Below are 13,406 nucleotides of genomic sequence, written 5' to 3'. Positions count from 1 at the left end.
CTATGGCGCGGCTTCGCAAACGCGGTCACAGCTTGACGCACGCATTGCCCAGGGCACGTCTTCGCGTGCCTATGCTGCGCTTCCCCAGGCAGAAGGCGCTTCCGTGGAAAACGTCAGCAATGCAGTGCCGGTGATCCACCACCCGATTCAATCGCTGCCGCAGGTCGCTGCGGATCGTGCAACGGTCGACAACGCGCTGGCGCCGACGGGCATTTACAACCTCCCAGGCTTCGCCGGCATGCCCAATGTGCCTGCCGGCGAGTATGGCGTACGCCTTACGCAGGCCGACTACGTCATTTCGGCGCTGTATCAGAAGATCGTGAAGCACGGCGACCTGTCCACGCTCAATGCGGACCTGGATACGATCGCGCGCGTGATGTCTGGCAGCGTCGGCTTTGGCGACACCGAAGACGAACAGCGCGCCTCCAACATCTACGTCGGCAAGGCGCTCAACATCCTGTGCCAGCAGGTGCGCCGCACTGCCGGGCCGCCCTGCGATGGAAATCGCCTGCTGCGCGCGACCCAGCGCTGTGTCGAGACGATCCGGGCCCGCCAGGAGTTCACCCTGGAAAACGCCAGTGTGATGATGTTCCACCTGGGTGAGCTCATCAACCATCCGCCTCTGCAACGCAGCTGCAGCGCGACGATCACCGAGCACCTGGCCCCGATCTTCGAAACCCTGCTGCGCCAGCATCCCATCCACGCCATCGAGGGGGCGACGCTGGCCTTCGGTCTGGTCAGCGCGCTGCGCGCGTCCGAGCATCTGATGACGCGACCGCAGGGCGCGGCCCTGCCACGCCCCGCCGCCGACAGCCTGTTGTTGACCGTGCCGTCGCTGCTGGAGGCGCAGCCGGATCTCCTGCTGGGGTGGGAGAGCCGGACCCTGGCCCTGGTGGCCAAGTACGGTGTGCAGTACCTGCGGCGGCTGGCACAGCTGAGCCGGGGCCGCGGGCGCCTGGCCCAGGGCACTGCGCTGCAGATCAACGCAGCGCGCGTACTCAAGCCGATCATCGAAGAAGCCCGCCAGCCGTCGCGGCGGATATGGGACCAGCGCGATGGCGACTACCGCGGCCTGGGCCAGGACAAGCAGCTCCGGGACTACCTGGCCTATGCCACGCATTACTACTGCCGGTGGCTGACGCAGCAGCCGGAATGGGTGCAGTCGCGGTTGACGCTGCAGGAGGCGCCGCGCCAGGTCGCCGACAACCCGGCCAATGGCCGCAGCTTTGCCAACGTGGTGCAGCGGCGCAGCGCGATGGCGACACCCACGGAGCAGGCGTCGGCGGTTCCCGCACCGTTCGTCGCCACACCGGTGCGCCGGCCGCGGTCCACCGAGATCACCCATCTCGAGCCGCCCAGTGCGTTGGCCCGGTTCAGCCAGGCCGCGGGCGACCTGGTCCGGCTCGCCGAGGATGCCGACCGCTTCGACCGCGAAGACGCGGTATCGGCCACCAACGCATTGATCGTTTCGATCGAGGCGGGGCGGACCACGTTGAACGACGCCTCGCGGGTGCAGATGCTGCTGGACATGGACGCGGTGTGCATGCGGCTGTACGCGGCCGATCCGTTCGATGCGCCGCAGTATCAGTGGCAGCTGTCGAGCATGCGTGGCTTCCTCTCTTCGCAGCTGGCGCTGCTGGTGGATCGGCAGGGACGCCCGCTGATCGGCATTGACGTGCCGTTCGACTACGGCCTGTCGTCATGGCAGCGCTCGCTGCTCACCGTACTCAACACGTACGATGCATCGGCTGACCGCGAGGCCGGCACCTCGGCAGGGCAGGGCTATACTGGCCGCCAGTCCCCATGACCCACTGTCGGCAATGACCACCACCGTTTACGGATTGAAGAACTGCGATAGCTGCAGGAAGGCCAGCAAGTGGCTCGATCGCTTCCAGGTGCCGTACACCTTCGTCGACTACCGCGACGTCAAGCCCAGCCCGGAAACCCTGCTGGACTGGGCGGCCCAGGCCGGTGGGTTCCCGGCGCTGGTGAACCGTTCCTCCACCACCTGGCGGCAGCTGCCCGAGAACCGCAAGGCGGCGGCCTCTGACGCGGAGTGGAAGCTGCTGCTGCGCGAGTATCCGCAGCTGATCAAGCGTCCGGTCGTTGTGAGCGCGGACGGCGTGATGACCCAGGGCTTTTCCGACAACGGGTTCAAGCAGCGGTTCGGAGTGGGCGCGTGAACGACGTCGTTGCACTGACCTGCGACCTGATCGCCCGGGCGTCCGTGACGCCCGAGGATGCCGGCTGCCAGGCACTGCTGGCTGGGCGCCTGCAGCAGGTCGGCTTCACCTGCGAGCACCTGCGCCTGGGCGAGGTCGACAACCTGTGGGCCACGCACGGGCAGGGCGCCCCGGTGCTGGTGCTGTTGGGCCATACCGACGTGGTGCCGAGTGGGCCGGTCGAGGCATGGCGGAGCGACCCGTTCGATCCGCAGATCCGGGACGGTGTGCTGTACGGGCGCGGCGCGGCCGACATGAAGGGTAGCGTGGCCGCCTTCGTGGTCGCGGCCGAACAGTTCGTGGCCGCCCATCCGGACCATCCCGGCACGCTGGCGGTGCTGCTGACCAGCGATGAAGAAGGCGATGCCATCGACGGCGTGCGCCGGGTCGCAGACCTGTTCCGCGCGCGCGGCCAGAAGATCGACTGGTGCATCACCGGCGAGCCGTCCTCCACCGCCGTGCTCGGCGACCTGCTGCGGGTTGGCCGGCGCGGCAGCCTGTCGGGCACGCTGACCGTCCAGGGCGTGCAGGGTCACGTGGCGTACCCGCACAAGGCGCGCAATCCGATCCACCTGGCCGCGGCTGCGCTGTCGGAGTTGACCGCGCGGCACTGGGACGATGGCTTCGAAAGCTTCCCGCCGACCAGTCTGCAGGTGTCCAACATCCACGCCGGCACCGGTGCCAACAACGTGATCCCCGGCGAGCTGCAGGTGCTGTTCAACCTGCGCTACAACCCGCTCTGGAACGCGCCGAAACTGGAGCAGGCGATCACCGCGCTGCTGGACCGCCATGGCCTGGAGTACCGGCTGAAGTGGCACCGCAGCGGCGAACCGTTCTATACGCCGGAAGGCACGCTGCGACGCGTGGCGCGCGAGGTACTGGGCGAATTCGCCGGCGCCGCGCCGGAGGAAAGCACCGGCGGCGGCACCTCCGACGCACGCTTCATCGCACCGCTGGGCGCACAGTGCATCGAAGTGGGGCCGGTCAACGCCAGCATCCACCAGGTGGACGAAAACGTGTCGGTGGCCGACCTGGAGAAGCTGCCGGAACTGTACCGGCGCCTGATCGAGCGCCTTCTCACCGAAGGTAGAGCCGACTGTTAGTCGGCTGCCCTACGCGCGCCGATGGTAGAGCCGACTGTCAGTCGGCTGCTCTACGCGCAGAACCAAGGTCCCCGCGGCGGCCGGCAGCCGACCAACAGTCGGCTCTACCTTCGGCGCTACCTTCGGCTCCCCCGGCATCAGGCCACGATCAAGCCAAACGCGGCCAGCGCTGCGCCTGCCTGCCGCTGCGAAATCACCGCCTTCCTGAAGTGTTTGCTGTCCATCACGTTGAGTCCGGTGATATCGGCACCGCGAAGGTCGGCGCCGTCGAAGCGGGTCAGGCGAATCTGCGCGTTGCGCAGGCTGCCGCCCTCGAATACGGCATCGCGGAAATCGCAGCCGGACAGCTCCGCATCGGAAAAATCCATCCCGTGCAGCGTGGCCTTGCGGAACGACAGCCCACGCAGGTCCGCACTGACCAGCAGGCAGTCGCGGAACTCCAGCGCCCAGCCGGTCACCTCCTGCAGGTGCGCGCCGGTCAGCTTGCAGTCCTGGAACTGCACCGATGACAGCGTTGCCCGGCGCCAACAGCTGTTGTTGAGGTCGCAGTGGCTGAAGCGCGCATCGCTCAACTGCGCCGCGCTGAAGTCGCACTGGCCGCCCCGGCAGCGGGTCCACTGGCTTTCTTCCAGCGACGCGGCCAGCCATGACGCACCGGCGACCGAGCACTGGTCGAACGCGAATCCGTCCATGTCCAGGCGGGAATAATCGCCGTCGTCGAACACGCAGTTCTCGAACACCGCATGGCCGGGGTGTGCGGCGATGATCGCCTGCATGCGGGCGCGGGTAACGGTTTCGTCACGGAAGACAGCACGGTTCATGCGCCTATTCTGTTCGACATCGCCACGCCCCGGCAGTCTTGTCGGCCTGCCGGATGTGTGTACAGCGCTGTCGCCACGCGCGCGGCCAGCGCGGGAAGCGACAGGGCAGACCGGGCGGCTGATCCTCCAGGGGCAGGGGCTGAACCAGTTGCGTCCGCAACAGTTGCACCGCGCCGGAAACAGCGGTACGGTCAGTCCATGTCCACGCTCCTGGCCACCGCCGTCAACAATAACCGCACTAATCTGCGCGCGAATAATCGTGCGCGGCCAATGCGGGACTGCGACCAGGGCTAGTACAAGCAACAAACGCCCGGACCCCAGAAAACCCGCATCGGCCGATGCGGGTTTTTTGTTTTCCGGGTGCAGCACAGGCCCGGGATGGGTGGCCGGTCGGATGCAGGCGCTACGTGTATTCCCCCATCATCAGGAGCTGTTCCCATGTGTTCGATTTTTGGAATGTTCGGCCTGCAGGCCGGCGATGACCTCACCGCCCTGCGCCGCCATGCGCTGGACCTGTCGCAACGCCAGCGCCATCGCGGCCCGGACTGGAGCGGCGTGTACGTCGACGACGGCGCCATCCTGGTCCACGAGCGGCTGGCCATCGTCGACCCGGCCGGCGGCTCGCAGCCGCTGCTGTCCGACGATGGCAGCCTGGCCCTGGCGGTCAACGGCGAGATCTACAACCACCGCGAACTGAAGGCCGAACTGGCACAGCCCTATGCGTTCCAGACCGGCTCGGACTGCGAAGTGATCAACGCGCTGTACCAGCAGGATACCCCCGCGTCGTTCCTCAACCGCCTCAACGGCATCTTCGCGTTCGCCCTGTGGGACCGCGCGCAGCAACGGGTGCTGATCGCACGCGATCCGATCGGGGTGGTGCCGCTGTACTGGGGGCACGACAAGGATGGCCGCCTCATGGTGGCCTCGGAGCTGAAGTCGCTGGTGGACACCTGTGCCGACGCGGCCCAGTTCCCGCCGGGCCACTGGTACGACAGCGCCAGCGACACGCTGACCCGCTACTACGAGCGCCCGTGGCGCGACTATGCCGCCGTGGAAGGGGTCGAGGCGGACCGCGCCGCCCTGCGTGAAGCCTTCGAGCGCGCCGTGCACCGTCAGTTGATGACCGACGTGCCGTACGGGGTGCTGCTTTCCGGTGGCCTGGATTCGTCGCTGGTCGCCGCGGTGGCCGCCCGCTATGCCCGCCACCGCATCGAAGACGGCGACCAGAGCGAGGCCTGGTGGCCGCGCCTGCACTCGTTCGCCATCGGGTTGAAGGGCTCGCCCGACCTGGCCGCCGCTGCCGTCGCCGCCGAAGCGCTCGGCACCGTCCACCACGGTTTCGAGTACACCTTCGAAGAAGGGCTGGATGCGCTGCCCGACGTGATCCGGCACGTGGAAACCTACGACGTCACCACCATCCGCGCCTCCACTCCGATGTTCCTGCTGGCGCGCCGGATCAAGGCGATGGGCGTAAAGATGGTGCTCTCCGGTGAGGGCAGCGACGAAATCTTCGGCGGCTACCTGTACTTCCACAAAGCGCCCAACGCCCGCGAATTCCACGAAGAGCTGGTGCGCAAGCTGGATGCGCTGAACAACTACGACTGCCTGCGCGCCAACAAATCGATGATGGCCTGGGGCGTGGAGCCGCGCGTCCCGTTCCTGGACCGCGAATTCCTCGACGTGGCGATGCGCATCGATGCGAAGCACAAGATGGTCGGGCAGGGTGCAGGTGGCGCGCGCCGGATCGAGAAAGCGGTGCTGCGCGAGGCGTTCGAAGGCTACCTGCCGGATTCGATCCTGTGGCGGCAGAAGGAGCAGTTCAGCGATGGCGTGGGCTATGGCTGGATTGATGGGCTCAAGGCGCACGCCGAAGCCCAGATCAGCGACCGGGTGATGGCCGCAGCGGACAAGCGCTTCGTGCACAATCCGCCGCAGACCAAGGAGGCGTATTACTACCGCCACGTGTTCGAGCAGTACTTCCCGACCCAGGCCGCGGCGGAAACCGTGCCCGGCGGCAAGTCGATCGCCTGTTCGTCGCCGGCCGCGATCGCCTGGGACGCCAGTTTCGCCAGCATGGCCGATCCGTCCGGCCGCGCCGTTGCCGGTGTCCATGAGCAAGCCCTGGCCGGGTAGCGCCGGCCGTTGGCCGGCCCAGGCAACGGTCGCAGCGTCCATGTGGGCCGGCCAGCGGCCGGCGCTACCGGGTAACATTCCCGCTTCATGCATTGGGGAATGTTCATGGACGTACAGACCGGAGGCAGCGTGCCGCGGATGAAGTGGGGTTGGCACTACCTGGCCTGGGCCGGGATTCCGCTGGTCATCGGCCTGGCGCTGGCGCGTTATGCCGGACCCGAGCTGCCGGCCGTGGCCGCCAAGGCCGAACCGGTGGTGGGCAGCGACTGGGCCCACCATCTGGCCTCGCCGCTGGGCCTGTTCCTGCTGCAGCTGCTGGTGCTGCTGGTGGTGGCCAAGGGGGCGGGCGCGCTGTTGAAGCGGCTCGGACACCCGGCGGTGATCGGCGAAATGGCCGCCGGCTTGATGATGGGCCCGCTGGTGCTGGGCAGCCTGCTGCCGGGGCTGCACGGTGCCTTGTTCCCGGCCAGTTCGCTGGGGCCGCTGGGCATGCTCAGCCAGCTCGGCGTGCTGATGTTCCTGCTGGTGGCCGGCGCCGAACTCGACCTCGGCGGGCTGCGCGGCCGCCGCCGCTTTGCGTTCACGGTCAGCCACGCCGGCATTGCGGTGCCCTTCGTGCTGGGCGTGGCGCTGGCGATCTGGATGTACCCGAACCACGGCCCAAGCGGCGTGGGCTTCACCGCGTTCGCATTGTTCGTCGGAATTTCACTGAGCATCACCGCCTTCCCGGTGCTGCTGCGGATCCTGGCCGACCGCGGCCTTACCCACACCCCACTGGGACAGACCGCCATCGCCTGCGCGGCGCTGGGCGATGCCACCGCATGGTGCCTGCTGGCGCTGATCGTGGCCGCCGCCCAGGCCACCAACTGGGTGCCGGCCGGCCTCAACCTGCTGTGCGTGGTGGGGTTCATCGCGCTGATGCTGGGCGTGGTCAAGCCGTGGTTCGCACGTCAGGTCGTGCAGGCCGGTAGCGAAGGCCGCTGGCTGCTGGGCATGCTGCTGTTGTCGCTGGCCAGTGCGCTGGTCACCGAAGTACTGGGCATCCACGCGCTGTTCGGTGCGTTTGCGGCCGGCGTGGCGGTGTCTGCCAATGCGCAGCTGCGCCACCTTTTGATGGCACGGGTGGAGCCGTTCGCGGTGACCCTGCTGCTGCCGTTGTTCTTTGCCATGACCGGCCTGCGCATGCGTGCCGACGCGTTGCACGCCAGCGACCTGCTGCTGTGCGCGGTGGTGATCGCGGTTGCCACGCTGGGCAAGCTGCTCGGCACCTGGAGCGCGGCACGCACGGCCGGCATGGGCAGCCGTGATGCGTGGAAACTGGGCGCGCTGATGAACACCCGTGGCCTGATGGAGCTGATCGTGCTCAACCTGGGCTATGAACTGGGCTTCCTCGGCGACCGCCTGTTCGCGGTGCTGGTGATCATGGCGCTGGTGACCACCGCCATGACCGGTCCGCTGCTGGCACTGATGGAGCGGCGGAACGCGCGTCGCTGACCACCGGGCCGCGGGGTCTTCGACCACGGCGTGGGGCTCGACCACGGCGTGGGGTAGAGCGGACTGTTAGTCCGCTGCTGTTGGCGATGGGCTTGACGGCTGCGCTACCGCGCGAAGAGCAGCGGACTAGCAGTCCGCTCTACCCAGTCCGATTTACCCAGTCCAATTTACCGCGCGCGTGCCGTGCGTTGCCGTGGCTGACTTCATTTCGGCTCGAGCCGCAACGTGTACTGCGTTGCGCCCGGCAGGAACGGCGTGGGCCTGCCCTGCACCCAATCTTCATGGCCCGCGCCCCAGAACGGCGACAGCGGGTGGCCGCTCTGGCCGCCGGGCATGTGGATGATGCCGTCGGCTTCGTGGCCCGGCGACACCACCATGCGTTGCGATGCACCGAACGCGGTGCCCTGCACGCGCGGCATGTCGCGGTCGCCCGGCAGCGGATCGGTTGGCATGCACAGCCACGCGCGGGCGAAGGCGGGCAGGGCGCGGCTGATGGGGTGGCAGATGGATGCCGTATTGCGTTCCCCCCAGGTGCGCTGGGCCAGGTCCGGGCCCAGTGCGGCCAGTTCCGTTTCGGTCTGTCGCGCCGCCTCGGCCAGCAGCGCGTTCCAGTCCGGGTACGGTGGTGGCAGCAGGTGCGCGGGCCGTTCGGTCACCAGCGGCCACAGCACCGCTTCGATCTGCGGCAGCCTCGGCTCCAGGTACTGTTCGCCCAGTGATTGCCTCGGCTGCGCCAGCAGGCCTGCCGTGACGATCTCCTGCACCTTGCCGCGGAACGCGCGGGTGATCCGGTAGCTGACCGCGTCGGCCGAGGCGTGCCCTTCCCAGTGGGCGCTGGCCACGGCCAGCCGCTTGAGGGCAGGGTCGTCGCTGTGCGTGACCACCTGCCGCAGCAGGGTGTACCAGCGTTCCAGGAACACCGCGCGGTCGTCCAGCTGGATCGCCAGCAGGTCTTTTTCGGTGAAGCGCGCCTTGGCATGCAGGTCGTCGCGGATCTGCCGGCCGCGCGCGCCCAGGTCGTAGCCGGCGTTGCCGGCCACGGCAAGCTCGGCGCCATCCAGCACCCGCCCATTGGCGGTCCACACGCGGTGCGAAGGCGGATCCACCAGCGTCGGTGCGCCATCGCTGCGGATCGGCCACGGGGCACAAGTAGCAGGCGCGGTGCTGGCAATGCCGGCCGGCGGGCAGTCGGCGGCCCGGTCCGGGCGCGCGCCCAGCAGGCGCCAGGCAATGCGGCCGTGGGCGTCGGCCAGCACCAGGTTCTGGGTGGGAATGCCGGCGCGGTCGGCGATCTTCAGCGCATCGTCCAGGTCGGCGGCGCGCGCCATGTCGGCGAAGTCCAGGCGCACCGCGCCGGGCAGGTGCGCGGTCCAGCGCAATGCTTCGCCGCTGCCGTCGGGGCGTTCGTGCAGGATCGGTCCCCACGCGGTTTCACGTACACGCAGGCGCACGTCCGCGGCATTGGCGACGCGGATGCGCTCTTCATGCACGCGCACGCCCGCGTCGCCGGCCGCAACCGGCCGGAAATCGGCGGTGTCGATGTAGCTGTTGGTGAAGCCCCAGGCCACGTGCCCGTTGCTGCCCACCACGATGGCGGGAAGGCCGGGCAGCGAGAAGCCGCTGACGTCCACCGTGCCGCCGGCCGCCTGCGGGTCGGGATAGCGAAGCCGCACGCGCAACCACAGGCTGGGCGCGCGCAGGCCCAGGTGCATGTCGTCGGCGACGATGGCGCGGCCGTCGGCGGTGAGCGCGCCGGCCACGGCGAAGTTGTTGCTGCCTTTGACGTCGGCCTCCGCGCGCGCTGCGGCCGACGGCGCGGGCGAGCCACTGCGCAGGTCCAGCACGTTCCGGGGGGGCAGCACCGCATTGCCACGCGGCGCGCCGAACAACGGCGCGTCCCACTCGCTGCCGTCATGGCTGAGCAGGGCATACAGTGCCGGTGGCGCCACCTCGCGGATCCGGCGCATCGCCAGCTCGCTTTCGTTGCCCGGGTCCTGCAGGTCCGCGTACATGGCCAGGCCGGTCAGGATCGAATCAGTGCGCGACCAGGCGGCCGGTTGCTGCCGCAGCAGCAGGTAGGGCCACGGCCGCACCCGCAGCGCGCCCACCCCCTGGTTCACACCGTCCACGTAGGCCTGCAGCACCTCGGCCTGGTCGCCCATGGCCTCGGCCAGGTGCGCGTCGGTGCGTGCACGCAGGCGGTGCACGCGCATGCGCTGGTCGACCTCCAGCGCGGCCGGGCCGAACAACTCGGCCAACTCGCCGGCCGCGGCGCGGCGCATCAGGTCCATGTCGAAGTAACGCTCCTGCGCGTGCACCAGGCCCAGCGCGCGCATGGCGTCGGCTTGGCTGATGGCATCGATGGTGACCACGCCGATCGCGTCGCGCTGGATGGTTACCGGCGCCTGCAGACCCGCCAGCGGGGCCTCGCCGTCAAGCGGCGCCAGGCTGCCGCGCAGCATCCCCCAGGCCACGCCCATCGCGACAATGATGAGCACCCCCAGTACCGCACCTGCCCACAGCAACCGCTTCGGCCAACGACGCATGCCCTCTCCCCGACGTCCGTGATGGCCCGATTGTAGGGCCGGTGTGTTTCGCGTGAATACCGCGTGCAGGGCACTGCAAGCGCAACTGCGACTGATTCCGGTTCGATCATCGTCGCCCGGGATAGGGCACCATGCGCGCATCGATTCACAGGAGCCCCCATGAAAGGCCACCCCGACGTCATTGAATGCCTGAAGGAACTGCTGCGCGGCGAGCTGGCGGCGCGCGACCAGTACTTCATCCACTCGCGCCGCTACGAGGACCAGGGCTTGTTCGCGTTGTACGAGCGCCTCAACCACGAAATGGAAGAAGAGACCCAGCATGCCGACGCGCTGCTGCGTCGGATCCTGTTCCTGGGTGGCAACCCGGACATGCGCCCGCATGCGTTCGAGCCGGGCGTGACCGTGGAGGAAATGCTGCAGAAGGACCTGGACACCGAATACAGCGTCCGCAACAACCTGGCCGCCGGCATGAAGCTGTGCGAGCAGCACCAGGACTACGTGAGCCGCGACATGCTGCTGGTGCAGCTGAAGGACACCGAAGAAGACCACGCCTGGTGGCTGGAACAGCAGCTGGGCCTGATCAAGCGCATCGGCCTGGCGCTCTACCAGACCAGCAAGATGGAATCCAAGGGCGCACCCGCGCATTGACGCGCCGCGTGCCGACCCCGGTAGCGCCGGCCGTTGGCCGGCCCACGCAACACCTTCCGCCAGCCAGCACATGCTCGCCAGCCCTTTCACCATCGCCAGCCAGCGGAAAACAAACGAACCGGGGAGTCCCCGGTTTTTTTTGCCCGCTGCACCCGTACCCGCCTGGATATTCTGATCTTCTGTAACGTGCTACGCGCACGCGCGATGGCAATTGTGTCAGGCATAGGGCGCGTCATCAAAACGCACGAAATCGACTGGAACAAACGATTTCTCTTCGTTCCGAGTCACTTGCATTGTGGTCAACGGAGCCTACAAACCTCCGCTACTGAGAGAAATGACGACTTCCTGTGTCGGGAGGGTGGTGAATAGAACACCCTCAAGAGGGGAATAAGCCACGCCGTATCTCAGTCCGCGGTTTGTAGCCTCCCGACGCCTTTCGCCATCCCGGCGAGGGGCCATTCCCTGGGCCATTCCCTGTAGGAGGTCTACCATGCCAACGCATCGGGCCGACACGCCCTCTGATTGTTCCGCTGCAAACACCCACGCTGTCGAAGACGACCGCAGCCCTGAAGCGACCCTGGTGACGCAGGCCGCGCTCGATGACGCGGAATGTTCCGGCGCGGTGCCGGTCGTGATGCTTCGCGGCAAATGGCTGAACAGACTGGGTTTCCCACCGCGTTGCGTGTTGAATGTCGAGGCGCGCGAAGCCGCGTGGCGCTCAGGCAAGACACCCTCACTGCTGCTTCGGCTGTTGATGCAGCGCTACGTGGATGTCGATGAGGATCGTTATGCACTCAGCCTGCCGCTGTGGGGACATGCCGAACGACAGGCAGCAGCGCCCAGGTGGCGCGCGAGCTGATTCCGCCGAATGAAGGTGCGGGGCCTGCCCGCAGGTGGTGGTAGTCACACCGATGATGCGGCTGGTCGCCTGATCACTGCCGACTGATGGCCATCGCGACATGCGAAGGACGTCTCGTTCAGGGCGCCGGTAAGCTCGAGGAAGGCGCAAAAAAAACCTCGGGGAGGACTCACCTTACCCGAGGTCGTGTTGCTGAGGCCGCCGTTCTCCCCCCAAAGGATCGGAACGGACATCTAGCCGATGGGCAGAGCTTACTTCTGCCTCCCCGGTGCTGTCAACCTGCGGTATTGGGTGGCCGGGCAAGCGTTCAGGCTTTTGTACTGTGAGGTCGAGCGATACGCTCAGCGACCATGATGCCGAGCCTGCTTGTGTGCTGCCCGGCATCGGCAACCATCACGTTTCAGCACGTGCAAGAAAACCACGGAGGAGAGGGTGGCTGAGTCGGTCAAGGAGTACTCATACACGAAGCCAGCGTTGGACGAGCTTGCGATATGCCTGTCATTGCCGAGGTTCCAGCCTTATCGCGATCGCGCTCAGAACAATGAAGTCCTGGCCATGGAAACCTACCTCTACAATTCTCGGGTATCCAAGTCGCTTCTATACCCGTTTCATCTATGCGAAATCATACTTCGCAACGCGGTCAATGATGCACTCAAGGAAGACTTCAGCCCGGCGTGGCATCGAAATCCCGCGTTCACGGGGATGTTGGTCCCAAAGACGGCGAAACTCCTGACGGACGCGATCGCAGAAGCGAAAACGTCCAACATCGACGATGTGGTAACCAAGCTCACGTTGGGATTCTGGTTCCATCTTTTTCGATCCAACCATTACCCCGTATGGAAGGATCGATTCCATCGGGTCGTCCGTGCTGCGCCTACGCTTCCGTTCAGCGAGTTTGAGCCTAGACTTCAACGAATATGGCGTCTACGCAACCGTATAGCCCACCACGAGGGGATCCTTGCGCTGTCAGCTGATTCATCGCCGGCCGCGGTCTTCAAAGACATCGAGTTCATCACTTCTGCAATTTCGAGGGATGCATCTGAGTGGTTGGCCTCTCACTCGACGGTGAGCAGGGCGCTTCGATCAAAGCCGACAGGCCATGGTGCCGCAGGCCCAACGGTTGGGGAGCGAAGCGATGACCGTTTCGATGTTGTAGAAGAGACCACTCCTTTGAGCGACCTCAATCCCGGAAAAGTATCTGTTGTCATGGATGGCGAGGAAATCGTCGGTGCCATCGGTGGTCGTGAGATCGCGGAGTATCTGTTCTCCACGATGGATGGCGATACCTTGGTCGCGGTCAACGAGCATTCGGTGGCGGACGTCATCAAGCGCAGAGGTGGCGTCGTTGAGTTCGTCGTGCTTCCGGAAAGCATGCCCCTGACTGGCTTGCAGGCGGCAATCGTGAGGAAGCGGTACGCCATCGTTGTGCATGGCCCGGGGCAGGTAAGAGGAGTGATCGCGGCGGCACACCGGCGATACTGACGGGCGTTTCGCATGCAACGGGTAGCACCAGCCGCGCAGGGCACCGCTCTACGGCTGAAAAGAACGGCCGGGCAGGTCCCGGCCGTTCGTGTATTGAA

Annotated in this window: 10 protein-coding genes; 8 read left to right on the top strand and 2 right to left on the bottom strand. The window is 66.7% G+C overall.

The annotated features are described in order from the left end of the window. The first annotated feature begins 103 nt into the window (after positions 1-103). From ACIGII_RS09430 to dapE, 3 genes are read left to right on the top strand one after another with little or no spacing between them, the layout of a single operon-like run. Entirely contained in the window at positions 104-1,807 is a 1,704-nt protein-coding gene (locus ACIGII_RS09430) for a hypothetical protein (protein ID WP_399637027.1), read from the top strand. A 13-nt stretch (positions 1,808-1,820) separates the two neighbouring features. Further along, entirely contained in the window at positions 1,821-2,183 is a 363-nt protein-coding gene (locus tag ACIGII_RS09425; protein WP_399637025.1) for a Spx/MgsR family RNA polymerase-binding regulatory protein, read from the top strand. Next, complete coding sequence (dapE, locus tag ACIGII_RS09420; RefSeq protein WP_399637022.1) at positions 2,180-3,325, top strand: succinyl-diaminopimelate desuccinylase; 1,146 nt, start codon at positions 2,180-2,182, stop codon at positions 3,323-3,325. The genes ACIGII_RS09425 and dapE overlap by 4 nt, the downstream gene beginning before the upstream one ends. Positions 3,326-3,462: 137 nt before the next feature. Here dapE and ACIGII_RS09415 read toward each other — a convergent pair whose 3' ends face one another. Continuing rightward, positions 3,463-4,146: a pentapeptide repeat-containing protein gene (locus ACIGII_RS09415; protein WP_399637020.1), complete on the bottom strand. Its 684-nt coding sequence runs from the start codon at positions 4,144-4,146 to the stop codon at positions 3,463-3,465. A gap of 438 nt (positions 4,147-4,584) precedes the next feature. Here ACIGII_RS09415 and asnB point away from each other — a divergent pair, with 438 nt between their 5' ends. Continuing rightward, positions 4,585-6,279, top strand: coding sequence for an asparagine synthase B (asnB, locus tag ACIGII_RS09410; protein WP_399637018.1), 1,695 nt, complete (start codon positions 4,585-4,587; stop codon positions 6,277-6,279). A gap of 99 nt (positions 6,280-6,378) precedes the next feature. Further along, complete coding sequence (locus ACIGII_RS09405) at positions 6,379-7,773, top strand: cation:proton antiporter (protein WP_399637016.1); 1,395 nt, start codon at positions 6,379-6,381, stop codon at positions 7,771-7,773. A gap of 203 nt (positions 7,774-7,976) precedes the next feature. On the opposite strand, the gene ACIGII_RS09400 is transcribed toward ACIGII_RS09405, so the two are convergent. After that, complete coding sequence (locus tag ACIGII_RS09400; RefSeq protein WP_399637014.1) at positions 7,977-10,319, bottom strand: penicillin acylase family protein; 2,343 nt, start codon at positions 10,317-10,319, stop codon at positions 7,977-7,979. Between the two features lie 159 nt (positions 10,320-10,478). Between ACIGII_RS09400 and bfr the strand changes: the two genes are divergently transcribed. The 3 genes from bfr (at position 10,479) to ACIGII_RS09385 (ending at position 13,308) form a co-directional block, all read left to right on the top strand. After that, positions 10,479-10,967 carry a bacterioferritin gene (gene bfr / locus ACIGII_RS09395; RefSeq protein WP_399637011.1) on the top strand — a complete coding sequence of 163 codons (489 nt, stop codon included), beginning with the start codon at positions 10,479-10,481 and terminating at the stop codon, positions 10,965-10,967. Positions 10,968-11,457: 490 nt separating this feature from the next. Continuing rightward, a complete protein-coding gene (locus tag ACIGII_RS09390) occupies positions 11,458-11,826 on the top strand; it encodes a hypothetical protein (RefSeq protein WP_399637009.1) in 369 nt (122 codons plus the stop codon). A 432-nt stretch (positions 11,827-12,258) separates the two neighbouring features. Further along, positions 12,259-13,308 carry a hypothetical protein gene (locus ACIGII_RS09385; protein WP_399637006.1) on the top strand — a complete coding sequence of 350 codons (1,050 nt, stop codon included), beginning with the start codon at positions 12,259-12,261 and terminating at the stop codon, positions 13,306-13,308. Positions 13,309-13,406 lie beyond the last annotated feature (98 nt).

The sequence above is a fragment of the Stenotrophomonas sp. NPDC077420 genome (genome assembly GCF_044543385.1).
GTDB lineage: Bacteria > Pseudomonadota > Gammaproteobacteria > Xanthomonadales > Xanthomonadaceae > Stenotrophomonas.
The sequence above is the reverse complement of the archived record's forward strand: the minus strand, read 5'-3'. Positions and strand labels throughout refer to the sequence as shown.

Excerpts from the sequence above, each read along its gene's own strand:
- ACIGII_RS09425 (WP_399637025.1), top strand. The coding sequence starts at position 1,821 with ATGACCACCACCGTTTACGGATTGAAGAACTGCGATAGCTGCAGGAAG.
- ACIGII_RS09415 (WP_399637020.1), bottom strand. The coding sequence starts at position 4,146 with ATGAACCGTGCTGTCTTCCGTGACGAAACCGTTACCCGCGCCCGCATG.
- asnB (WP_399637018.1), top strand. The coding sequence starts at position 4,585 with ATGTGTTCGATTTTTGGAATGTTCGGCCTGCAGGCCGGCGATGACCTC.
- ACIGII_RS09405 (WP_399637016.1), top strand. The coding sequence starts at position 6,379 with ATGTTCATGGACGTACAGACCGGAGGCAGCGTGCCGCGGATGAAGTGG.
- ACIGII_RS09400 (WP_399637014.1), bottom strand. The coding sequence starts at position 10,319 with ATGCGTCGTTGGCCGAAGCGGTTGCTGTGGGCAGGTGCGGTACTGGGG.
- bfr (WP_399637011.1), top strand. The coding sequence starts at position 10,479 with ATGAAAGGCCACCCCGACGTCATTGAATGCCTGAAGGAACTGCTGCGC.
- ACIGII_RS09390 (WP_399637009.1), top strand. The coding sequence starts at position 11,458 with ATGCCAACGCATCGGGCCGACACGCCCTCTGATTGTTCCGCTGCAAAC.